Origin of the sequence: Marinobacter shunpengi (assembly GCF_045449715.1) — a bacterium.
GTDB lineage: Bacteria > Pseudomonadota > Gammaproteobacteria > Pseudomonadales > Oleiphilaceae > Marinobacter.
Genome location: NZ_JBJJLA010000009.1, coordinates 144,554 through 165,803, shown reverse-complemented (window position 1 = coordinate 165,803; position 21,250 = coordinate 144,554). Strand labels below are relative to the sequence as shown.

General features: G+C 64.3%; 21 protein-coding genes. 11 read left to right on the top strand and 10 right to left on the bottom strand.

What is annotated here, in order from left to right; genetic code table 11:
- Nucleotides 1-15: 15 nt before the first annotated feature.
- The 5 genes from ACJO3T_RS03815 (at nucleotide 16) to ACJO3T_RS03795 (ending at nucleotide 3,508) form a co-directional block, all read left to right on the top strand.
- Complete coding sequence (locus ACJO3T_RS03815) at nucleotides 16-1,113, top strand: M14 family zinc carboxypeptidase (protein ID WP_406966005.1); 1,098 nt, start codon at nucleotides 16-18, stop codon at nucleotides 1,111-1,113.
- 25 nt (nucleotides 1,114-1,138) lie between these two features.
- The gene (locus ACJO3T_RS03810) at nucleotides 1,139-1,864 is read left to right on the top strand and encodes an alpha/beta fold hydrolase (protein WP_406977841.1); all 726 of its coding nucleotides are present in this window, start codon (nucleotides 1,139-1,141) and stop codon (nucleotides 1,862-1,864) included.
- 61 nt (nucleotides 1,865-1,925) lie between these two features.
- Nucleotides 1,926-2,540 (top strand): glutathione S-transferase family protein, encoded by a 615-nt coding sequence (locus tag ACJO3T_RS03805; protein WP_406966007.1) that lies wholly within the window; start codon nucleotides 1,926-1,928, stop codon nucleotides 2,538-2,540.
- A gap of 17 nt (nucleotides 2,541-2,557) precedes the next feature.
- On the top strand, nucleotides 2,558-3,163 hold the full coding sequence (locus tag ACJO3T_RS03800; protein ID WP_406977839.1) for a DUF4202 domain-containing protein: 606 nt from the start codon (nucleotides 2,558-2,560) through the stop codon (nucleotides 3,161-3,163).
- Between the two features lie 54 nt (nucleotides 3,164-3,217).
- Nucleotides 3,218-3,508 (top strand): DUF2218 domain-containing protein, encoded by a 291-nt coding sequence (locus tag ACJO3T_RS03795; protein ID WP_406966010.1) that lies wholly within the window; start codon nucleotides 3,218-3,220, stop codon nucleotides 3,506-3,508.
- Here the strand turns inward: ACJO3T_RS03795 and ACJO3T_RS03790 are convergent.
- The 7 genes from ACJO3T_RS03790 to rpe all read right to left on the bottom strand — a co-directional run bounded on the left by ACJO3T_RS03790 (nucleotide 3,484) and on the right by rpe (nucleotide 10,845).
- Nucleotides 3,484-4,893, bottom strand: a complete 1,410-nt coding sequence (locus tag ACJO3T_RS03790; protein WP_406977837.1) for an MATE family efflux transporter — start codon at nucleotides 4,891-4,893, stop codon at nucleotides 3,484-3,486. The two genes, ACJO3T_RS03795 and ACJO3T_RS03790, sit on opposite strands and share 25 nt — an antisense overlap.
- An 11-nt stretch (nucleotides 4,894-4,904) precedes the next feature.
- Nucleotides 4,905-5,717, bottom strand: a complete 813-nt coding sequence (gene trpC, locus ACJO3T_RS03785) for an indole-3-glycerol phosphate synthase TrpC (protein ID WP_406977835.1) — start codon at nucleotides 5,715-5,717, stop codon at nucleotides 4,905-4,907.
- Between the two features lie 12 nt (nucleotides 5,718-5,729).
- Nucleotides 5,730-6,761, bottom strand: coding sequence for an anthranilate phosphoribosyltransferase (trpD, locus tag ACJO3T_RS03780; RefSeq protein ID WP_406966013.1), 1,032 nt, complete (start codon nucleotides 6,759-6,761; stop codon nucleotides 5,730-5,732).
- Nucleotides 6,762-7,165: 404 nt separating this feature from the next.
- Nucleotides 7,166-7,744 carry an aminodeoxychorismate/anthranilate synthase component II gene (locus ACJO3T_RS03775; protein WP_406977833.1) on the bottom strand — a complete coding sequence of 193 codons (579 nt, stop codon included), beginning with the start codon at nucleotides 7,742-7,744 and terminating at the stop codon, nucleotides 7,166-7,168.
- Nucleotides 7,745-7,760: 16 nt separating this feature from the next.
- On the bottom strand, nucleotides 7,761-9,248 hold the full coding sequence (gene trpE / locus ACJO3T_RS03770; RefSeq protein WP_406966016.1) for an anthranilate synthase component I: 1,488 nt from the start codon (nucleotides 9,246-9,248) through the stop codon (nucleotides 7,761-7,763).
- 227 nt (nucleotides 9,249-9,475) lie between these two features.
- A complete protein-coding gene (locus ACJO3T_RS03765; protein WP_406966018.1) occupies nucleotides 9,476-10,162 on the bottom strand; it encodes a phosphoglycolate phosphatase in 687 nt (228 codons plus the stop codon).
- Between the two features lie 8 nt (nucleotides 10,163-10,170).
- Complete coding sequence (gene rpe, locus ACJO3T_RS03760) at nucleotides 10,171-10,845, bottom strand: ribulose-phosphate 3-epimerase (RefSeq protein WP_406966019.1); 675 nt, start codon at nucleotides 10,843-10,845, stop codon at nucleotides 10,171-10,173.
- 129 nt (nucleotides 10,846-10,974) lie between these two features.
- Between rpe and ACJO3T_RS03755 the strand changes: the two genes are divergently transcribed.
- Entirely contained in the window at nucleotides 10,975-11,928 is a 954-nt protein-coding gene (locus tag ACJO3T_RS03755) for a DUF3530 family protein (RefSeq protein WP_406977831.1), read from the top strand.
- Nucleotides 11,929-11,942: 14 nt separating this feature from the next.
- Here the strand turns inward: ACJO3T_RS03755 and ACJO3T_RS03750 are convergent, their stop codons facing one another.
- Genes ACJO3T_RS03750 through ACJO3T_RS03740 form a run of 3 tightly spaced genes read right to left on the bottom strand, consistent with a single transcriptional unit; the run spans nucleotide 11,943 to nucleotide 14,435 of the window.
- Nucleotides 11,943-12,692 carry a DnaJ domain-containing protein gene (locus ACJO3T_RS03750; RefSeq protein WP_406966021.1) on the bottom strand — a complete coding sequence of 250 codons (750 nt, stop codon included), beginning with the start codon at nucleotides 12,690-12,692 and terminating at the stop codon, nucleotides 11,943-11,945.
- A 13-nt stretch (nucleotides 12,693-12,705) separates the two neighbouring features.
- Nucleotides 12,706-13,386 (bottom strand): N-acetylmuramate alpha-1-phosphate uridylyltransferase MurU, encoded by a 681-nt coding sequence (murU, locus tag ACJO3T_RS03745; protein WP_406966022.1) that lies wholly within the window; start codon nucleotides 13,384-13,386, stop codon nucleotides 12,706-12,708.
- Nucleotides 13,383-14,435: an aminoglycoside phosphotransferase family protein gene (locus tag ACJO3T_RS03740; RefSeq protein WP_406966023.1), complete on the bottom strand. Its 1,053-nt coding sequence runs from the start codon at nucleotides 14,433-14,435 to the stop codon at nucleotides 13,383-13,385. Before ACJO3T_RS03740 ends, murU begins: the two co-directional genes overlap by 4 nt.
- Nucleotides 14,436-14,810: 375 nt before the next feature.
- On the opposite strand from ACJO3T_RS03740, the gene ACJO3T_RS03735 reads away from it, so the two are divergent.
- Genes ACJO3T_RS03735 through ACJO3T_RS03715 form a run of 5 tightly spaced genes read left to right on the top strand, consistent with a single transcriptional unit; the run spans nucleotide 14,811 to nucleotide 21,187 of the window.
- Nucleotides 14,811-17,222 carry an LPS-assembly protein LptD gene (locus ACJO3T_RS03735; RefSeq protein WP_504925122.1) on the top strand — a complete coding sequence of 804 codons (2,412 nt, stop codon included), beginning with the start codon at nucleotides 14,811-14,813 and terminating at the stop codon, nucleotides 17,220-17,222.
- 30 nt (nucleotides 17,223-17,252) lie between these two features.
- Entirely contained in the window at nucleotides 17,253-18,554 is a 1,302-nt protein-coding gene (locus tag ACJO3T_RS03730; protein ID WP_406977829.1) for a peptidylprolyl isomerase, read from the top strand.
- Complete coding sequence (gene pdxA / locus ACJO3T_RS03725; protein WP_406966025.1) at nucleotides 18,551-19,567, top strand: 4-hydroxythreonine-4-phosphate dehydrogenase PdxA; 1,017 nt, start codon at nucleotides 18,551-18,553, stop codon at nucleotides 19,565-19,567. The genes ACJO3T_RS03730 and pdxA overlap by 4 nt, the downstream gene beginning before the upstream one ends.
- A complete protein-coding gene (gene rsmA / locus ACJO3T_RS03720; RefSeq protein ID WP_406977827.1) occupies nucleotides 19,564-20,394 on the top strand; it encodes a 16S rRNA (adenine(1518)-N(6)/adenine(1519)-N(6))-dimethyltransferase RsmA in 831 nt (276 codons plus the stop codon). The genes pdxA and rsmA overlap by 4 nt, the downstream gene beginning before the upstream one ends.
- Complete coding sequence (locus ACJO3T_RS03715) at nucleotides 20,387-21,187, top strand: symmetrical bis(5'-nucleosyl)-tetraphosphatase (protein ID WP_406966028.1); 801 nt, start codon at nucleotides 20,387-20,389, stop codon at nucleotides 21,185-21,187. The genes rsmA and ACJO3T_RS03715 overlap by 8 nt, the downstream gene beginning before the upstream one ends.
- Nucleotides 21,188-21,250: the final 63 nt, after the last annotated feature.

Sequence of the window (21,250 nt, the reverse complement as noted above, 5' to 3'; positions counted from 1 at the left end):
CCGACGGACTCCGCCATGGCCGAACTCAAGAGCATCACGCCTCACATCTCCGTAGCGGCGGAGCAAGCCAGCCGCGACAGTGGCCAGCGCCGCCAGCTACGCACCTTCATCCCCGAGATGGTCCAGCTCGAACGGCTGTTGGCAGACGCGCCGGAATCCGTCCAGAGCCGGGTGCTGACGCGAATCCCGGTCAGGGGCATGTCGGTGCCTATCTACCGTACGGACATCGGCTCACGGGCCAGCGATGCCCCGGTAGTGCTGCTGGTAGGCGGCGTCCACGGCCTGGAGCGGATCGGTGCCCAGGTGGTGATTGCCTGGCTGGCCAGCCTGATCTCCCGGTTGCGCTGGGACGACCACCTGAACGAGTTGCTGGAAAAAGTCCGCATTGTTGCGCTACCGATCATGAACCCCGGTGGTATGTTCCTGAACCAGCGGGCCAACCCCGCCGGTGTCGACCTGATGCGCAACGCCCCGATCCTGGCCCAGGGGGACAGCACCTTCATGCTCGGCGGGCAGAGGCTTTCCCCCAGGCTGCCCTGGTACACCGGCGAGCCGGAGCAGGGCATGGAGCCGGAAAACGTGGCGCTGAAATCGGTGATCGACGAGCTGCTGCCAGGCAGCCGTTTCAGCCTGGCCCTGGACTGCCACTCCGGGTTCGGCTGGCAGGACCAGATCTGGTTCCCCTACGCCTACCGCCGCCGGCCCATGCGGCGCATCGACTCGGTGATGGCCCTCAAGCTGCTCTGGGAGCAGGCCTATCCCAATCACAACTATGTATTCGAACCGCAATCCGCCCATTACCTGACCCATGGCGACCTGTGGGACTACTTCTACAAGCAGGTCAACAAGGCCGGCAAGGGCACCTTTATACCCCTGACCCTGGAGATGGGATCCTGGCGCTGGCTCAGGAAGCGTCCCCGGCAACTGTTCCGCCTGGATGGATTCTTCAACCCCCTGGCGCCCCACCGACACCAGCGGGTGTTGCGTACCCACCTGCTGCTGATGGACTTCCTGGTGCAGGCGGCGGTCAGCCACGAGAACTGGCTGCCGGCCGGTGACCAGGCCCGCATGCTGCGGGAGGCCGCCCTTATGCACTGGTACCGGGAGGTGTGATGGCCGGGACATCGTGGCTACCGTTATGAACTGGATACTGCTCCGAGGCCTGACCCGGGAGCGGTCCCATTGGGGGGACCTGGATCGCCGGTTGGCCCTGGGCTTTCCCCAACACCGTTTCCACTGCATCGACCTGCCTGGGACCGGAACCCGTTTCCGGGACGCCTCTCCGGCCTCCATCAGCGGCATACGTGAGCGGGTACAGCAGTACGCGGCTCATATCCCCGGGCCGGTGGGGCTGTTGGGTCTGTCCATGGGTGGTATGGTGGCCCTGGACTGGGCCCAGGCGGAGCCGGAGCGTGTGGCCGCCCTGCTGCTGATCAACACCAGCAGCGGCTTCAGCCCTCCCTGGCATCGCATGCGGCCAGCCGCCTTCAGCCGGGCCCTGGCGGTGGCGTTGAAACCGGATATGGAGGGCCGGGAGCGCCGGATCCTGCAACTGACCTCCAACCGTCCGGTACCGCCGGCCCTGGAAGCCCGATGGCTCCTGATCCAGCGACAGCGACCGGTTACCCGTCGCACCGCCCTGGCCCAGTGGAAGGCGGCCGCGGCGTACCGGCCACACCCCGGGGCGCCGCCGGCCCGGGCGCTGCTGCTGGCCAGTACCGGCGACCGGATCGTGCACTGGCATTGCAGCCGCACGCTGGCCCGGCGCTGGCACTGGCCGCTGCGGGTCCATCCGGACGCCGGCCATGACCTGCCCATGGACGCTACGGACTGGGTACTGGCCCAGTTCGAAGCGGTTGCTTGACGCAACCATCGTTGCGCGCCAGTCTGTTGTCCTGCGATTGACCCCAACAAGGTGTACAACAATGAAAATCTACGAAACCAGTACCGCGCCCAACCCCCGCCGTGTCCGTATGTTCCTGGCCGAGAAAGGCCTGTTGGACAAGGTGGAGTTCGTGCAGGTGGACCTCCAGAAGGGTGAGAACCTGACCCCCGAGTACCAGGCCATGAACCCTATGAAGAAGGTGCCGGTGATGCAGTTGGACGACGGCAACTGCGTGGCGGAAACCATGGCCATCTGCCTGTACTTCGAACAGATGTATCCGGAGAAACCGTTGATGGGAACCACGCCCCTGGAGAAGGCCCAGTTGGAGCAGTGGCAACGGTGGCTGGACTATTATTTCTTCATGCCCACCGGCATGTGCTTCCAGCACACCACCGGCTACTTCAAGGATCGCATGAATCCCATCAAGGAGTGGGGTGAGGAGGCCGGGCGCCAGGTGGCGGAATTTTTGGCCTTCCTGGACAAGCACCTGGAAGGCCGGGAATTCATCTATGGCGACGACGTCACCGCCGCCGACATCACCGCGTTCTGTACCGTGGATTTCGCCCGGGTGGTGAAGATCCGCATTGCCCCCGAGCAGACGAACCTGCAGGCCTGGTACGATCGTATGAAAGAACGCCCCTCGGCAAAAGCCTGAAAAGGATAGACAGCACCATGAGCAACGGGCAACAACTCGGATGTGCACTGGACGCCATCGACGCGGCCAACCGCCAGGACCCCAACGTGGAGGTGGTGGACGACCAGTCGCTGCCCCGTGAGTACGCCTACAGCCTGCATATGACCCGCTGGCTGCTGGCACTGGAGGCGGAGCCCTCCGACCGCATGCAGATCGCCTGCCGGGCCCAGCACATCGAGCGCTGGATCCGGCCACGGACTGACTACCCCGAGGGCCGCAAGGGCTACTACCAGTGGCGCCAGGATTGCGGAAAATTCCATGGTGAGCGTGCCGCTCAGATCATGGCGGACTGTGGCTTCCCGGAACAGGAATGCCAACGAGTGGCCACCATCCTAACCAAGCGGGAACTGCGCCAGGACCCGGACACCCAGTTACTGGAAGACGTGGCCTGCATGGTGTTCCTGGAGCGCTACTTCGCGGATTTCTACGAAGAGAAGACCGACTACGACAAGGACAAGTGGCTGCGCATCGTGCGACGCACCTGGGGCAAGATGACCCCCCGGGGCCACGAGGCGGCCCTGCAACTGGCTGGCAGCATGCCCGCCCATCTCCAGGCCCTGTTGCAGGAAGCCCTGTCGGAATAGGCCCGGCCCAGTCGTTCCCACTTTCTATTCCCTGATCCGACAGGAGAGTCTTACATGCCAGCCATGAACGCTTCCGTTACCACGACCGACCCCAGCCGACTGATCAATCGTCTGTGCAAGCACTTCCAGCATAAAGTGCATGCCCAGTGGACGGAGGAGGCCGGTGAGCTTCGCTTCGTTGTCGGTGACTGTCATCTGAAAGCCGCTGATGGCGCCCTGCTGATGACCTGTGAAGCAGAGAACGAGGAGAAACTGGAACAGGTGGGCGAGGTGGTTTCCTCCCACCTGGTGCGCTTTGCCGGTGGCGAGGTGGAATCCGTTCAGTGGCAGCCGTCCGCCGCCTGAGCGGGAGCCGCCATGCCCGCCTGACCTGGTGATGGAATCAGCCGATGGGGTCGGGCCTGGAGGAATAGCGCCAGGGCCAGTCCGAAGGTCAGCCATTCCGCCAGGGGAAGGGCCACCAGTAGCGGCCACTCCGGCGCCAGGGTGGCGATCAGCACCAGCAGCAGGCCCGGCAGCACCAGGCTGCGGGACAGGGCCACCATCGCCGACGGCAATGGCCGGTGCATCGCCGTCAGGTACACCGACAGCAGCACGTTCACACCGTTGATCAGGAACAGCGGCCAGAGGATACCCAGGAACCGGTCCGCCAGCAGGGCCGTGGTGGAGTCGGCCGAGGTGTCCAGGAACGCCTGCACCAGCGCACTGCCCTGGAGCCAGACCCCCAGCACCAGCACCACGCCCAGCCCGAGGATCACCGTCAGCGCGCAGCCCATGAACCGGCGGATGCGCTCCGGGTTGCCGGCCCCCAGGTTGTGGCTGAGCAGCACGTGCATGGCATCGGAAATGCCGTAGAACACCATCAGGCTCAGGAAGATCAGGTAGTTGACCACGGTAAACGCGGCCACGCCATCCACCCCCTGCTCGCGCATCAGCAGCCAGTTGATCAGCAGCATCACCAGCCCCACGGACACCTCGTTGATCCACTCGGAGACACCATTGGCCAGGGCCTTGAACACTTCGCCCCAATGGGTCTGGCGCAGGCCAAACACCAGTCGACGACCGGGCCGGGTCAGGTAGAATAACTGCACGCCAAGCTGCAACACCTGCGCCATGCCGGTGGCCAGCGCCGCCCCGCGCAGGCCCTGGTCCAGGTAGCCCACCAGCACCGCATCCAGCAAGATGTTGGTGCCCGCCCCAACAATCAGCGCGGTGGTGGCCAGTAGCGGGAAGCCGTCCACCCGGATGAAGTAGTAGAACACCATGGTCACCAGTTGCATCACCATCACCCCGGCGATCACCTGGAAATACTCCGCCATGAGCGGGAACAGCGATGGTGAGGCCCCCAGCAGCCGGTACAGGGGCTCCTGGAACAACAGGCTGGTGACCGTGATCACCAGGGAGATGACGAGGGTGGCCATCAGGCACTTGCTGTAGATGGCCGAGGCAGCGCCGATGTTGCCTTCCCCCAGGTAACGCCCCGCCCGCACGGTGCCGCCAATGGCCATGGCCAGGGCGATGCCGAACAGGAAGGTGAACCAGGGGATCAGCAGGGTAATGGCCGCCAGGGCATCGGCGCCGACGTAGTTGCCGATAAAGAAGCCGTCGACAATGACGGCGGTGGTGATCGCCAGCAAGCCCGCCACCGAGGGCAGGGCGTAGCGGAAGAAGACCGGCCACAGCGGGCCGGTCAGTATTGGATCGTCTGGGGTGTCAGCGGCGGCTTCCATACCGGTCGCCACTAACCGAAGAATTCCCGCAGTTTCTCGCCGGGCTCCTCCGCCCGCATAAAGGACTCGCCCACCAGGAAACCGTAAATGCCCCGGTCGGTCATGGCCGCCACATCATCCCGGGTCAGGATGCCGCTTTCGGTGACGGTCAGCCGGTCCGACGGAATGCGCTCGTGCAGGTCAAAGGTGGTGTCCAGCGATACCTCGAAGGTATGCAGGTTGCGGTTGTTGATGCCCACCAGCGGTGTGGTCAGGGTCAGTGCGTCGTCCATTTCCTCGCCGTCATGCACTTCCACCAGTACATCCAGGCCGATTTCGTGGGCGATGCCTTCCAGCTCCTGCATCTGATCCCGGGTCAGGCAGGCGGCGATCAGCAGGATGCAGTCGGCGCCGATGGCCCGGCTCTCATAGACCTGATAGGGCGACACCATGAAATCCTTGCGGATCACCGGCAGACCGCAGGCGCTCCTCGCCTCCTTGAGGTAATCCTCATGGCCCTGGAAGAAATCCTGGTCAGTGAGCACTGACAGGCACGCCGCACCGCCCTGCTCATAGCTGTCAGCAATGGCGCCCGGGTGGAAGGGATCCCGCAGCACGCCCTTGCTGGGGGAGGCCTTCTTGATTTCGGCAATCACCGCCGGCTGTCGTGCCCCGATGCGATCGGCCATGGCCCGGGTAAAGCCCCGGGCAGGCGGCTGGTCGCCGGCCATGGCCTTCAGGTCGGCCTCGGTGGTGCGGCGCTTGCGCTGGTCGATCTCTTCCCACTTGCGGTCCACAATCTTGCGGAGGATCGTGGGGGTGCGGTCAATGTGTCGGTCGGTCATCGTTATGCTTGCTCAGTCGAAACAGTGGGAGAAGTCGGCCAGTTCGGACATCTTGCCGGCGGCCAGGCCGCTGCCCATGGCATCCAGGGCCATTTCCACGCCCATTTGTGGTGTTGTGGCAAGCCCTGCTACGTAGATGGCAGCGCCGGCATTCAGGGCAATCATGTCCCGGGCCTTCTCGGCCATTTCGTCGTGGCCCCGGCCGAAGGCGGCGCGGATCAGGTTGAGGGAATCCTCGGAGGTATCCACGGAGAGGCCCATCAGCGACTGGCTCTTGATGCCCAGGTCTTCGGGGGTTATCTCGTATTCGGTGATCTTGCCGTCTTTCAGTTCGGCGACGTGGGTGGCGCTGGCCAGGCTGATTTCGTCCAGGCCATCCTTGGAGCACACGACCATGATGTGTTCGCTGCCGAGCTTGTGGAGCACTTCCGCCATGGGTCGGCACAGGGCCGGGGTGAACACACCCAGCAACTGGCGTTTGACTCCGGCGGGGTTGGTCATGGGGCCGAGGATGTTGAAAATGGTGCGGCAGCCCAGTTCTTTCCTGGGGCCGATGGCGTGTTTCATGGCACCGTGATGGGCCGGGGCGAACATGAAGCCGACGCCGATCTGCTCCACGCAGCGTGCGACATGCTCCGGTGTCAGGTCGAGGTTGACGCCGGCCTTTTCCAGCAGGTCGGCGCTGCCGCTCTTGGAGGACACGGCCCGGTTGCCATGTTTGGCCACGAAGCCGCCGGCTGCTGCCACTACGAAGGCGGACGCGGAAGACACGTTGAAAAGGTTGGCGCCGTCGCCGCCGGTGCCGACGATGTCCACCAGTGGGTCGGCGTTGATGGTGACGTTGGTGGCCAGTTCCCGCATGACTTCGGTGGCGCCTGTAATCTCTTCGATGGTTTCGCTCTTGATGCGCAGGCCCATCAGGAAGGCGCCGACCTGGGCATCGGTGGCCTCACCGCCCATGACGATGCGCATGACCTCTTTCATTTCTTCCCGGCTCAGGTCCAGGTTGGAGGCGATTCGGTTCAGGGCTTCTTTCATGTCCATGTTTGGTGGGCCTCTCGGTTTAGTTCTTCAACATTTGTATTCGAGTTTGGGTGCCTGGCCGGGGGGTGACGGGGCCTTTTCTCCGCCGCAATTCAGGGGCCATCCCTGGCGCCCGCCTTGCTCCGCGCCATCCATGGCGCTGCTGCGAAAAGGCCCCATCACCCCCCGTCCGATAAGCGACGGAGTTAATGCGGTCCTGATCCAAGATCGAAATGAGTGCCTTTATGACGAGGGCACACGTTGGAGGACCGCACTGAGGACGGGGTGGGGGATTGCTTTCCCAGACCGTCGGCAGCCAGGGACGGCTGCCGACGAGCCCTACAGGGACGTACTTGCGGGCGTGTCTGGGCAAGCGATACCGCTCCCCGGCCGGTCTTTCTCTCTGGCACTGACTTTAAAGGCAATCAGTACCGCAAAAAGTTACGAAGAAGCTCATGCCCCTCCTCAGTCATAATAGACTCAGGATGGAACTGCACCCCCTCGATGGGCAATGTCTTGTGCCGGACACCCATGATTTCCTCCATGGAGCCGTCATCGTTCCGGGTCCAGGCGGTCACCTCCAGGCAGTCCGGCAGACTCTCCTTCTCGATCACCAGACTGTGGTAGCGGGTGGCCTGCAACGGATTGTTCAGGCCCCGGAACACTCCGGTATCGGAGTGGTACACCGGCGACACCTTACCGTGCATCACCTGCCCGGCACGGATCACATTGCCGCCATACACCTGCCCGATGGACTGATGGCCCAGGCAGATGCCCAGGATCGGCAGCTTGCCCGCAAAGTGGCGGATCGCCGCCATGGAGATGCCCGCCTCATTGGGCGTACAGGGCCCCGGTGAAATCACCAGGCGTTCCGGCTTCAGGGCCTCAATTTCCTCCACCGTGATCTCATCGTTACGGTGAACGTGCACATCCGCACCCAACTCTGCCAGATACTGGACCACGTTGTAGGTGAAGGAGTCGTAGTTATCGATCATCAACAGCATTGTCTTATCCCCCGCCTCAGTGGTCGAAATCGTTGTAGGTCATGGCAACGGCCCGGAAGATCGCCCGGCCCTTGTTCATGGTTTCCTTCCACTCAAGGCGCGGTATCGAATCGGCGACAATGCCGCCCCCGGCCTGGATATGCAGGGTGTTGTCCTTGATCACGGCGGTGCGGATGGCAATGGCCGTGTCCATATTGCCGTTGAATGACAGGTAGCCCACGGCGCCACCGTAGACGCCACGTTTCACAGGTTCCAGCTCGTCGATGATCTCCATGGCGCGGATCTTCGGGGCGCCGCTCAGGGTGCCGGCGGGCAGGGTGGCCCGCAGGACATCCAGGCAGGAAGTCCCTTCCTTCAGGCGCCCGGTGACGTTGGAGACAATGTGCATAACGTGGGAATAGCGTTCCACGATCATCCTGTCGCTCAGTTTCACGGTGCCGGTTTCCGACACGCGCCCGGCGTCGTTGCGGCCCAGGTCGATGAGCATCAGGTGCTCGGCGATTTCCTTGGGGTCGGCCAGCAGCTCCTTCTCCAGGGCCTTGTCCTCGGCCTCGGTGGCGCCGCGCTTGCGGGTACCGGCGATGGGGCGCACGGTGACTTCCTCGTCTTCCACCCGGGCCAGAATTTCCGGGGAGGAGCCGACAATGTGGAAGTCGTCCAGGTCCAGGAAGTACATGTACGGCGACGGGTTGAGCACCCGCAGAGACCGGTACAGGTTCAGGGGCGGCGCCTCGAACGGGATCGACATGCGCTGGGAGATCACCGTCTGCATGACGTCACCATCCAGCACATAGCCCTTGATGCGTTCCACCGCCTTTTCATGGAGGGGCTGGCTGAAGCCGGAGACAAAGTCGCTCTCGTCTACGGTCTTGCCGCGCAGGTGCTCCGGCGTTCGCGGGGCGTCGGCGGTCTGCCGGTGCAGGCGGGCCTCCAGCTCATTGAGGCGGGCCATGGCCTGTTCGTAGGCACCTTCCATGGCCGGATCCGCGTGGACGATCAGGTGCAGTTTGCCCCGCAGGTTGTCGAACACCACGATTTCGTCGGACACCATCAGCAGGATGTCCGGGGTACCGATCTGGTCCGGCGGGCAGGTTTCGCGCAGGCGCTTCTCGATGTAGCGCACGGTGTCGTAGCCGAAATAGCCCACCAGGCCGCCGTTGAAGCGGGGCAGGTCGTCCAGGTCCGGGGCGTTGAAGCGGGCCTGGTATTCCTCGACGAAGGTGAGCGGGTCGTCGCGCTCGGCCTCCTCGATCACCTGGCCGTCCCGGGTGATGGTGATCTTATCGCCATACACCTTCAGCACTTCTCGACTGGGCAGGCCGATGATGGAGTAGCGGCCCCATTTCTCGCCGCCCTGGACGGATTCAAACAGGTAGGAGTAAGGCCCGCTGGCGAGCTTGAGGTAGGTGCTCAGGGGCGTATCAAGATCCGCGAGCACTTCGCGGTACACGGGAATGCGGTTGTAGCCGGCGTCGGCCAGCCCGGAAAACTGTTCGGGTGTCATGACATCATCCTGAAATCTGATCTGCTGTTGCCGCCGGAGCCTGTCGGGCAGCGTTCAATGTGGCGTGCAGGCCTTACCGCACGACCGGGGCACGTCTCAGCCGGTCCGCCATCGCCACCATCGTGTTGCGCGGGTGGTGAGGACGCCGCGCGATGCAGTCAGATTCAGTCCCTGCACGGCAGGAATCTCCCGAAATGAAGGTTTGTGTTCACGTTATCCCTGTGAGGTTACAAAAGCTCGGTCAGCGAATCAACAACCACGTCCGCCCCCAGGTCGTCCACAGACGGGCCATAGTGGTAACCATAGCGTACCAGCACCGATGGCAGGCCGGCGTTGTGGGCGGCTTCGGCATCGGCGGCGGAGTCGCCGATCATCACAGTGGTGCCGGGGCTGCCGCCCAGGGTGCGCATGGCCAGCAACAGGGGCTCGGCATCCGGCTTCTTCACGGTCAGGGTGTCGCCGCCAACAACCATCTCGAACCAGTGATCCAGCCCCATGCGCTCCAGCAGCGGCTGCACGAACCGCTCCGGCTTGTTGGTCACCACCGCCAGCCGGCAGTCGTTGTCGTGGAGGCGTTGCAGGCAGGCTTCGACGCCGTCGAACACGGTGGATCGGTCGCCGTTGAGTTCCTCGTAGGACAGGTAGAACTGGGTGATGGCGTCGTTGAACAGGGCGTCGTCCAGGGGCGCCGCAGCCTCCCAGTCCACCTGGCCGGTGAGGGCCCGGCGGACCAGTACCTGGGCGCCGTTGCCCACCCACTGGCGTACCCGTTCCTGGCCTGCCGGCGGTCGTCCCAGGCTTTCCAGCATATGATCCACGGCGGCGGCCAGGTCCGGTGCGCTGTCCACCAGGGTGCCGTCCAGGTCAAACAGGGCCACGCCGGGCCAGAGGGAGGTGAAGGTTCGCTTGTCCACGGTATCCGTTATCCTGCCTTGGCAATCTCGGCGCGCATGGCGTCGATGGTGGCCTTGTAGTCGTCGGTGTTGAAGATGGCGGAGCCGGCCACGAAGGTGTCGGCGCCGGCGGCGGCGATTTCGCGGATGTTGTCGGTCTTCACGCCACCGTCGATCTCCAGGCGGATGTCCAGGCCGCTGTCATCAATCAGTCTGCGGGCCTGCCGCAGCTTGTCGAGGGTGCCGGGGATGAACTTCTGGCCACCAAAGCCGGGATTGACTGACATCAGCAGGATCATGTCCACCTTGTCCATGACATGGTCCAGGTAGCTCAGCGGTGTGGCGGGGTTGAACACCAGCCCGGCCTTGCAACCGCCGTCGCGGATCAACTGTAGTGAGCGGTCGATGTGGTTGGAGGCTTCCGGGTGGAAGGTGATGTAACTGGCACCGGCGTCAATGAACATGCGGATCAGGTCGTCCACCGGGGACACCATCAGGTGCACATCGATGGGGGCGGTCACGCCGTGCTTGCGCAGGGCCTCGCAGACCATGGGGCCGATGGTGAGGTTGGGCACGTAGTGGTTGTCCATGACATCGAAATGGACGACATCGGCGCCTGCCGCCAGCACATTGTCGACTTCCTCGCCCAGGCGGGCAAAATCGGCGGACAGGATCGAGGGGGCGATCAGTTCAGGCTGTTTCATGATGGTCTCTTCATACGGCTGTGTTCTGCGTCAGGGAGGGGGTGGGCTCCCTGTGTTAAGATTCCTGACGCGGTCCGGGAAGCCCTCTTCGGAATCGCGCCATTCTAACAGTCTGAACGGGAATTGTCCGTGGCGATTCAGCAACATTATTCCGCCCTGCTGGTGTTACTGGCCCTACTGGTGACTACGCCGGTGACGGCCCAGGACGGTGAGCTGGCCGACAACGGTAACCAGAATCAGGAAGACGGGGCCGCCGCTGCCGAAGAGGGAGAAACCCCGCCAGCGGAACCCTTGCAACGGATCTTCATCCGGTCGTCCGGCGATGCTGGTGCCCTGGCCCAACAATACCCACATCTGGCGGTGTGGCTGGAACCCGAGGACGAACCCCGCGTGCTGGCCCTGGTGGAGCGGGAGGTCACCGCCCGACCGTCGGGGGGCGTGGTGATTCTGGCCGGGGAAGGGCAGTCCGCCAATGACAGTCTGCTCAAAGGCCTGCGTTCACGGCTGAGCGAGGCGGGCTGGGCGGCCATGACCCTGGGGCTGGAGCAGCCGTCCCCGTCCCTGGAGATGGCCCGTGAACGCCTGGCGGACAACGCGCCCTCCGGTGATGGGGATGGCGACGCGGAGGCGGATTCGGTGATGATCGACGTCAACGACGAAGCCGCCCGTGACCTGTTGGAAGCCCATCGGAAAACCATCGGGGCCCGGCTGACAGCCGCGGTGGCCTGGTTTACCGGGAAGCAGTACCAGCGCGTGATCCTGGTGGGGGTGGGGCGTGGTGCCGATGAGGTGCGTGCCTTCCTGCCGGAGGCCCCCGCCGGGGTCAGTCAGGCAGTCTGGGTGGCGGCGGATTTTGGCGGCCAGTCCCCGGCCACGATCAGTGACGCGCTCAGTGGGGAAACCACACCTATCCTGGATCTCTACCCGTCCCGCAATGGGGATGTTGCCGGGCGACAGGCAGCCTTCCGGCGCGCGGGAATCGCTTCCTATCAGGCGATGTCAGCGCCGGTTCCCATGCGGCCCGCCGGCCGCGATGCGGGGGTGATCGCCAACCGCCTGCTGGGATGGCTGGGAAAAGAGTAGTCTCCTTAGGGGGGCTAGCGAGTCACCCGTTCCCGACGCTTGATCACTTCCCAGGCCTGCTGGAGCCTCAGCAACTGGTCACGGGCCCGGGCCTGTTCCGCCGGGCTCAGGCTGTCGCCCAGCTTGTCCGGGTGATAGCGGGCCACCTCGCGGCGGTAGGTGCGCTTCATGTCGGTGAAACTGATGGACGCATCCACTCCCAGGATGCGGTAGGCATCCTGCAGGCTTTCCGGCTTGGGCGGCGGTTCCGCCATCCACACCTCCTCCCGATAGACCCGGTGAATCCGGTCGATGGCGGCCAGGGGCAGCCCGAGGCGGCAGAAGGCATCCTCGCAGCGATAACGTCTGGGCCTCTCCGGCGTGCCATGCAACTGGGCCCCGTGGCACAGGCACAGGCCAACCAGCAGGTTGGTGCGTTGTCGCCAGGGGGCGAACAGCCTGAACCAGGCCATCCTGAGGGGCGAGAGGTCGGTGCTGTCACGGCCCTGGTGGAAGCGCCGGATGGCCTTGCGGCGGGCCCTGGGCGACAGCGCCAGGCTTTCCATCAGGTTCTCCGCGTAGCGGATGTCGTGCTCGGTGACCCGGCCATCGGCCTTGGCAATGTATCCCAGGCAGTAGAACAGGGCCTGCCGGGCACCGCGACCCAGGGTATAGCGGGCCATCATGCGGGTGGGCTGGTGGTTGCCGGCAATAAAGTCGGACAGCAGTTCTTCCAGGAGGGCCCGGGTGTGGGCTGGCAGGCTTTGCTGATCACTTCCGCTCATGTTAGTGCCAGGGTCAGGGGTGCCGGGGTTGAGTCAGGAGTCGGTCCAGGGCTGCCAGGCGCTCCGGGGTGCCGATATCCATCCACTGTCCACGGTGGTGCAGGCCGGTCACCTCGCCCCGGGTCATGGCCTCGCGCAGGATCGGGGCCAGCTTGCGGGCGCCGGGCAGCAGGCCGTCAAACAGCGACCGGTGCAGCAGGCTGATGCCGGTGAAGGTCAGGCGCGGTTCGTCGTCGCTGGTGACCCGGCCATCCGCCCCCAGGGCAAAGTCGCCCTCCGTATGGTGTGCCGGGTTGTCGGTCAGCACCAGCCGGGCCTTGCCGGACGCTGGCGGCTCGAGTGTCGACAGATCGAAATCATGCCAGATGTCACCGTTGATGACTGCGAACCAGCCTGAATCCCCCTCCAGCAATGGCAGCGCCTGGATGATGCCACCGGCGGTTTCCAGTGGTTCCCCTTCCCGGGAATAGTTGATGGTGACGTCGTAGGTTCCGCCGTTGCCCAGCGCCTGTTCGATCTGCTCTCCCAGCCAGGCGTGGTTGATCACCAGGTCGTTGAACCCCGCCGCCCGCAGCTTGCGGATATGGTGGACAATCAGCGGCGCACCGCCGGCCTCCAGCAGCGGCTTGGGGGTGTTCAGGGTGAGCGGACGCATGCGCTCGCCCTTGCCGGCGGCGAGGATCATGGCCTTCACGGGTGCGGGCCTCCGGTGGTGTCGTCCGGGGGCGTGCCCAGCTTGTGGTGGATGGCGGGCACTACCTGCTCCCGCAGCCACTGGTTGAAATGGCGCAGGGCGGGCAGGGGCTGGCTGGCCTCCACCAGGTAGTTGACGGTGCGGGGGATGTCCGCCAGGTAGCCGCTCTTGCCGTCCCGCAGGTAGAGCCGGGCAAAGATGCCCGACGCCTTCAGGTGTCGCTGCATGCCCATCAACTCGAACCATTGGTGGAAGGTGTCGCTGTCGGCCTGGTGCAGGCCGGCCTCGCGGCCCATGACCCGGAAATCCTCCAGCCAGGTGTTGCGGCGGGCGGCGGGCCAGTCGATGTAGCAGTCCTTGAGCAGTGACACGATGTCATAGGTGATCGGGCCGTTCACCGCGTCCTGGAAGTCGATAACCCCGGGCACGGGGGTGTCCGGGCGCACCAGCAGGTTGCGGGAATGGTAGTCCCGGTGCACGGTCACCCGGGGCTGCGCCAGGGCGCTCTCCCGGAGGAAGGCAAAGGTGGTGTCCAGCATGCAGCGCTCGCGGTCGCCCAGTTCCATCTGCAGCAGGCCTTCCAGGAGCCAGTCGGGGAACAGGTCCATCTCCCGGTTCAGCAGGGCCTCGTCATAGGGGGGCAGCGGGTAATCGTCAGTGTCCGGTGCCTGCTGGATGCGGATCAGTTCGGCCATGGCCTCGTCGTACAGGTCATCGGCGGTGACCCCGTTCAGGCGCCCGAGCATCAGTCGGTCGCCGAAGTCCTCCAGCAGCAGGAACCCCTGTTCCAGGTCGTCAGCCAGGATCTGCGGTACCGCAATGCCATGCTGACGCCAGTGGCGGGCCAGGGCCACGAAGGGGTGGCAGTTTTCCTTCTCCGGCGGCGCGTCCATGGCGATGGCGGTAATGGACTTGCCCAGGCGGTCTTTGCCGGTGGCCCGGAAATAGCGTCGGAAACTGGCGTCGCCGCTGACCGGCGTCAGATGGGCGCGGTCGAAGCCGGAGTGTTGGTGAACCCAGTAGGTGAGTTTTTCCAGGCGCTTGTCCATGTTGTCGGTGCCCTTGTGTTCAGGTTCAGCGGAGTGAATCCCGCAGCGTGGCCGGGGCGGATCTCCAAAATTTACTGGAGGCAGAGTATACCGTTGCTGAATGGCTAGTGTCCCGTCTGGGTAATTCGTTAACCGACTGAGCTACTGAGGGCGCGACGAATTACCCAGACGGGACACTAACGCCTCCCCAGCCATGGAAGCATCGGAGAAGCGCGTTAACAAGCCCGCTTGTCCCGTGTAAACTAGCCCACCAAATCTTCACCAACCGGCCTTGCGTGCAGGGCTCTTGGGGACTCAGAACCGTAACGAATCACCCAGGCGGGAGACTCTGGGCATACTGCCCGCCACGCCGACCACCAACAGGATCCGGAACCGGTGCCACTTGAGTACTACGTGAGGCCAGCAGGCCGCCAACAGTCTGTCGTCGAGGCACAACGCTCCCGGGTTGCCGCCCTGCTGGCCGGCGTCTGCCTCTTGTCCACGGCCATAACTGCAGCAGCGGACTCGCCCACGGCGGCCAGTATGGACTGGCGCCCCCGGTCGGAACTGCCGCCGGAACAGCAGGCACGGTTGCCGCTGTTCTGCCGCGGTGGCTATGTGGCGCCGGAATCGTCAGCCGGCGACGTCGCGGTAGAGGAGGGCGCCCCGGTGAATGCCAGTGCCCTGTCGGCCCGCTACGAGATGGATACCCGGTTACACCTGGAAGGGGATGTGCGACTGTCCCAGGCGGGCATGGCCATGACCGGCGACCGGGCGGTCTATGACCAGGCCAGCGGCGAGGTGTCGGTTACCGGGCCCATGACCAGCCGCAGTCCCGGCATGCTGCTGACCGGTGACAGCGCCCGTTACGATGTCAATTCCGGTTTCTTCACCATCGATGATGCCAGATTCCTGTTCCATCAGACGGAGATGCGGGGCCAGGCCTCGCGGATCACCCGGCCGGAGGAACAGATCATCACCATCGACCAGGGGTACCTGACCACCTGTGCCCCGGACCGCAACGACTGGTCGCTGGTGGCGTCGGACATCCGTCTCAACCAGGCGGAAGGGTTCGGTACCGCCAGGCACGTCCGCCTGCAGGTGAAGGACGTGCCGGTGTTCTACTGGCCCTGGGCCAGCTTCCCCATCGATGACCGCCGCAAGACAGGCTTCCTGTATCCCACTGCGGGCACGTCCAACACCGGTAGCGGCCTGTACCTGTCCACGCCCTATTACCTGAACCTGGCGCCCCATTACGATGCCACCCTCACACCCCAGTATATCCATGGTCGCGGCCTGCTGACCGAAGTGGAGGGGCGTTACCTGAGCCGCTTAGGGGAATCCGTGCTGCAGGTGGGGTATATCGACGATGACCGATACTACCGGGATGAGTTTCCTGGCGAGTCCGGCAAGCGCTGGGGCCTGGATTTCCACAGCCGGGCGAATTTCGGCAGTGGCTGGCGGGGATACGCTGACTACTCGGTGGTGTCTGACAACGACTACCTCAGCGACCTGAACCAGACCCTGGACATCGGCAATGCCACCCACCTGCTGCGCCGGGGTGGCGTGCGCTACCAGGACCAATGGCAACTGTTCGAAGCCTATGTGGCCGGCTACCAGACCATCACCGACACCGTGGCCGACCGCAACAAGCCCTACGATCAACTCCCCGAGGTGATCTACGGCGCCAATGTACCCCTGGGGATCTTCGAGGTGGGACTGGAGAGTCAGTACACCAACTTTGACCGTGACAACGAGGGCCTGACCGGCCTTGACCGGGCGGTGGGTCAGCGGGCCCGGGCCATCCCGGAGCTGGCCCTGCCCCTGCGGACCATCTGGGGCTACACGCGGCCCTCCGTCAGCCTGGACCAGACCTGGTACGACCTGGACGACTACGACCTGGGCGACCCCACTTTCGACCGCTCGGTGCCGGTGGCGGAACTGGACAGCGGTATCTACCTGGACCGCAAGACCACTCTGTTTGGCGATGAGTACAACCAGTCCCTGGAGCCACGGGTGTACTATGTCTACGCCGATGCGGACGATGACCAGGACGACATCCCCAACTTTGATGCCGGCCTGCGTTCCTTCCGTTTCGACAACCTGTTCCAGCCCAACCGCTTCGTGGGTGGCGACCGTGTCGGTGACGCCAACCAGACCACGGTGGCACTGACCAGCCGTTTCAATGACATGGCGGCCGGGGTGGAGACCGCCCGTTTCAGCCTGGGCCAGGTGTTCTACCACGAAGACCGGGAGGTTACCCTCAATGGCCGTGGTGGTGGTACCGAGAGCGATTCCCCCTATGCCGGGGAGATGGTGCTCCGGCCCCTGGATACGCTGGATATCCGGGTATCCGGCCTCTGGGACCCGCGGGAGAAACATACCGAGGAGGGCCGCAGCGTGCTGGCCTACCACTCGCCGGACTACCGCTACCTGGTCAGCATGGGCCACAGCTACAGCCGAGGCACCAATCCCAATAACCGGTTCGAGCAGATGGACGTGGGTGGTATTGTGCCCATTACCGACAACCTCAGCCTGATTGCCCGCTGGGTCTTCGATTCACAGCTGGACGAAACGGTCGGTACACTGGCGGGGCTGGAGTACAACAACTGTTGCTGGAGTTTCCAACTGGTGCAACAACGTGTGACCGAGTACGACGCGGTTGACGATCGGGAGGTCGACCACCGGGTGGTGTTCCAGATCCAGCTCAAGGGGCTGGGTGGCTCCGGTGGCACGGAGAATACGCTCTCCGACGCTTTCTACGGTTACGAGGAACGCGAGCGCAGGCGCTTCGGCGCGCGCCCCTGACACATCGACTGAACCATGAACGAGGTAAGTATGCAGGCAAAAAGCCTGACGGGTATCAAGACATTGCTGGTGGCCCTGATGATGGCAGTGGCCTCCGTTGCCCAGGCGGACCGACAGCCGCTGGACCGGGTGGTGGCCATTGTGGATGACGGCGTCATCCTGCAGTCGGAGCTGGACGCCAGGGTCAACACCATCCGTTCGCGGTTGCAGGGCCAGGGTACCGGCCTGCCACCCCGGCAGGTGCTGGAAGAGCGGGTGCTGGATCAGTTGATCACCGAGAACATCCAGCTCCAGATGGCGGACCAGATGGGCATGCGGGTCAGTGACAACGAGCTCAACGAAACCATCGACCGCATTGCCCGTGGCAATAACATGACCCTCCAGCAGTTCGAGGAGCAACTGGCGGCGGAAGGGGTGACCTACCAGGAAGCCCGTGAACAGATCCGCCGGGAAATGCTGGTCAGCCGTGTGCAGCAGCGTCAGGTGGACAGCCGGGTACGGGTGACCGACCGGGAAGTGGAAAACTACCTGGAGCAGACCAACGGCCAGACCCAGACCACCACCGAATACCAGCTGGCCCATATCCTGGTGGCGGTGGATAACTTCTCCGACCAGGAGGCGGTTGCCCAGGCCCGGCAGAAGGCCCGGCGCCTGCAGCAGGAAATTGCCGGCGGTCGTGACTTCCAGTCGGCCGCGGTGGCGGAGTCCGATGCCAGCAATGCCCTGGAAGGGGGCGTGATGGGCTGGCGGAGCCGGGCGGACCTGCCGTCCCTGGTGACCGACATTGTGCCGGAACTGCCTCTGAATCAGCCCTCCGAGGTGCTCCAGAGCGGCAGCGGGTTCCATATCGTCCAGGTCCTCGACCGTCGTGGCGGTGAGACCCGGAACATGGTGGAACAGGCTCGAGTGCGCCATATCCTGGTTCGCCCCACCGAGGTGGTGTCCGATGCCAAGGCTGAGCTGCGGATCAACGATATCTACCAGCAGCTGGTGAATGGTGGTGACTTCGGCGAGCTGGCCCGGGAATACTCCGACGACCCGGGGTCCGGTTCCGCCGGTGGTGACTTGGGCTGGGTCAGTCCGGGCCAGATGGTGCCCGCCTTTGAAGAGGCCATGATGAACGCGCCGGTGGGCGAGTACACCCGGCCGTTCCGTTCCCGTTTCGGCTGGCATATCCTGGAGGTACAGGAACGTCGCAACCAGGACATCAGCGAGCAGGTGCGCGCCTCTGAGGCCCGTCAGGCCCTGTACCGCCGCAAGTACGAAACGGAACTGCAGAACTGGCTCCAGGAAATCCGCGACGAGGCCTACGTGGAGATCAAGAACTCATGACCGAACCGGTCACCCTGGCACTGACCGCGGGGGAGCCCGCGGGCATTGGTCCCGAACTGTGCCTGCAACTGGCCACCGAGGAACGCGCCCAGCGCGTGGTAGTCGTTGCCAGCCGGGAGTTGCTGGAGGCCCGCCAGGCCCTGCTGGGGCTGCATGTGAAGCTACAGCCCTGGCAGCCGGGGGAGGCCGTGGCCACCAGCGCCGGCGAGCTGTCGGTGCTGGATGTACCGGGGATCGCCGACACCAAAGCCGGTACCACCCACACCGGCAACAGCCAGTATGTGCTGGACGCCCTCACCATCGCCGCCCGGGATTGCCTGGACGGTACCTTTGACGGCATGGTCACCGCACCGGTGCACAAGGGGGTGATCAACGAGGCCGGCATTGCCTTCAGCGGTCATACCGAATTCCTGCAGGAGCTTTGCGGTGTCGAGCGGGTGGTGATGATGCTGGCCACCGAGGACCTGCGGGTGGCCCTGGCCACCACGCACCTGCCCCTGAAGGACGTGCCGGCCGCTATCACCCCGGAACGACTGAGGCAGGTGACGCGCATCCTCAACCAGGACCTCAAGACCTACTTCGGCATTCGTCATCCCCGTATCCTGGTGGCGGGGCTGAACCCCCATGCCGGTGAGGGCGGCCACCTGGGGCGGGAGGAGATCGAGGTCATCGAACCCACCCTGGAACAGCTCCGGCAGGAAGGCATCACCCTGACCGGCCCATTGCCGGCGGACACCCTGTTCACGCCCCACTGGCTGGACGATGCCGACGCCGTCCTGGCCATGTACCACGACCAGGGTCTGCCGGTGCTCAAGTTCCAGGGCTTTGGCCGCGCCGTGAACATCACCCTGGGGTTGCCCATCGTGCGCACCTCCGTGGACCATGGCACCGCCCTGGACCTGGCCGGCACCGGCAAGGCGGACGCGGGCAGCCTGCATACGGCGATCCGCGTGGGCGAGCAGATGGCCCGGTACCGTCGTGAACACGCCCAACAGACAGGGGCATCGTCTTGAGTAAAAGTGCCGGTCATCAGGCCCGCAAGCGGTTCGGGCAGAACTTTCTCCACGATCCGGGGGTGATCGAGCGGATCGTGCGGTCCATCCATCCGCAACCGGACGACAACCTGGTGGAGATCGGCCCGGGGCTTGGCGCCCTGACCGAGGAACTGCTGGCGGTGAACCCGCGGCTGCAGGTGGTCGAGCTGGACCGGGACCTGATCCCGATATTGCGCACCAAGTTCTTCAACTACCCGGAGTTCCGTATCCGCGAGGCGGATGCCCTGAAGTTCGATTTCAGCGAGCTGGCGGGCAACGGCCCCCTGCGCATCGTGGGCAACCTGCCCTACAATATTTCCACGCCCCTGATCTTCCATCTGCTGGAACAGGCGGGGGTGGTGAAGGACATGCACTTCATGCTGCAGAAGGAAGTGGTGCAGCGACTGGCGGCGGGCCCGGGGGACAACAATTACGGCCGGCTGGGTATCATGGCCCAGTATTTCTGCCGGGTGCAGCCATTGTTCGAGGTGGGGCCAGGGGCCTTCAAACCCGCGCCCAAAGTGGATTCCGCCATTGTCCGCCTGGTGCCCCATGAGACATTGCCTCACCCGGCGCGAGACCTGGCCATGTTGCAGCAGGTGGTGCGCACCGCCTTCAACGCCCGCCGCAAGACCCTGCGCAAGTCCCTGGGTAACCTGGTGAGTGCGGAGGAGCTGCAGAACCTGGGCATCAACGACGGCCTGCGCCCGGAGAACCTGGGGCTGCCGGAGTACGTGGCCATTGCCGACTACCTGACCGGGAACCGGCCACAGGCGGATGCCACAAACGAGGCTGACCATGACTGACTACGCCATTGGAGATATCCAGGGCTGTTACGACCGGTTGCTGGATGTGCTGGACAAGGTGGATTTCTCTCCTTCCCGGGATCGTCTGTGGGTGGCCGGCGACATCATCAACCGGGGGCCGTCCTCCCTGGAAAGCCTGCGTTATGTGAAGAACCTGGGCAGCTCCGCCGTAGTGGTGCTGGGCAACCACGACCTGCACCTGCTGGCAGTGGCGCTCGGCGGCCACAGCATCAAGAAGAAGGATACCCTGCAGGATATCCTGGACGCACCGGATCACGATGAGTTGCTGCAGTGGCTGTTGCAGCAGAACATCTGCATCCATGACCCCCGGCGCAACCTGGTGATGTCCCATGCCGGCCTGCCCCATATCTGGAGTGCGGAAAAGGCCGCAGCCCTGGCCGGGGAACTGGAAGCGGTGCTTCGCGGTCCTGATGTGGAAACGTACTTCCGCCAGATGTACGGCAACTACCCGGAATGCTGGCGGGACGACCTACAGGGAATGGATCGCTGGCGCATGATCACCAATTATTTCACCCGCATGCGATTTATTGCCGAGGACGGCACCCTGGAGCTGGCCACCAAGGAGTCCGCCGGTCATTCGCCGGAGGGCTACGCCCCCTGGTTCAGCTTCCCGAGGGCGGATGATGTGCGGGTGCTGTTCGGTCACTGGGCCGCCCTGGAAGGGGAGACCGGCAGTGACCGGTATATCGCCCTGGATACCGGCTGCGTGTGGGGTGGCCGCCTGACCCTGATGAACCTGGATACCGACGAGAAGATCCACTGTGAATGCTGAACACGCCCAGCCATCCCTGAGCCGCTACTGGCTGGCGGTGGGCGCCCTGATTGCTCTGCTGGC

What these genes read in the sequence shown, in the direction of transcription:
- ACJO3T_RS03815 (WP_406966005.1), top strand. Translation starts at nt 16, where the DNA reads ATGGCCGAACTCAAGAGCATCACGCCTCACATCTCCGTAGCGGCGGAG.
- ACJO3T_RS03810 (WP_406977841.1), top strand. Translation starts at nt 1,139, where the DNA reads ATGAACTGGATACTGCTCCGAGGCCTGACCCGGGAGCGGTCCCATTGG.
- ACJO3T_RS03805 (WP_406966007.1), top strand. Translation starts at nt 1,926, where the DNA reads ATGAAAATCTACGAAACCAGTACCGCGCCCAACCCCCGCCGTGTCCGT.
- ACJO3T_RS03800 (WP_406977839.1), top strand. Translation starts at nt 2,558, where the DNA reads ATGAGCAACGGGCAACAACTCGGATGTGCACTGGACGCCATCGACGCG.
- ACJO3T_RS03795 (WP_406966010.1), top strand. Translation starts at nt 3,218, where the DNA reads ATGCCAGCCATGAACGCTTCCGTTACCACGACCGACCCCAGCCGACTG.
- ACJO3T_RS03790 (WP_406977837.1), bottom strand. Translation starts at nt 4,893, where the DNA reads ATGGAAGCCGCCGCTGACACCCCAGACGATCCAATACTGACCGGCCCG.
- trpC (WP_406977835.1), bottom strand. Translation starts at nt 5,717, where the DNA reads ATGACCGACCGACACATTGACCGCACCCCCACGATCCTCCGCAAGATT.
- trpD (WP_406966013.1), bottom strand. Translation starts at nt 6,761, where the DNA reads ATGGACATGAAAGAAGCCCTGAACCGAATCGCCTCCAACCTGGACCTG.
- ACJO3T_RS03775 (WP_406977833.1), bottom strand. Translation starts at nt 7,744, where the DNA reads ATGCTGTTGATGATCGATAACTACGACTCCTTCACCTACAACGTGGTC.
- trpE (WP_406966016.1), bottom strand. Translation starts at nt 9,248, where the DNA reads ATGACACCCGAACAGTTTTCCGGGCTGGCCGACGCCGGCTACAACCGC.
- rpe (WP_406966019.1), bottom strand. Translation starts at nt 10,845, where the DNA reads ATGAAACAGCCTGAACTGATCGCCCCCTCGATCCTGTCCGCCGATTTT.
- ACJO3T_RS03750 (WP_406966021.1), bottom strand. Translation starts at nt 12,692, where the DNA reads ATGAGCGGAAGTGATCAGCAAAGCCTGCCAGCCCACACCCGGGCCCTC.
- ACJO3T_RS03740 (WP_406966023.1), bottom strand. Translation starts at nt 14,435, where the DNA reads ATGGACAAGCGCCTGGAAAAACTCACCTACTGGGTTCACCAACACTCC.
- ACJO3T_RS03730 (WP_406977829.1), top strand. Translation starts at nt 17,253, where the DNA reads ATGCAGGCAAAAAGCCTGACGGGTATCAAGACATTGCTGGTGGCCCTG.
- pdxA (WP_406966025.1), top strand. Translation starts at nt 18,551, where the DNA reads ATGACCGAACCGGTCACCCTGGCACTGACCGCGGGGGAGCCCGCGGGC.
- ACJO3T_RS03715 (WP_406966028.1), top strand. Translation starts at nt 20,387, where the DNA reads ATGACTGACTACGCCATTGGAGATATCCAGGGCTGTTACGACCGGTTG.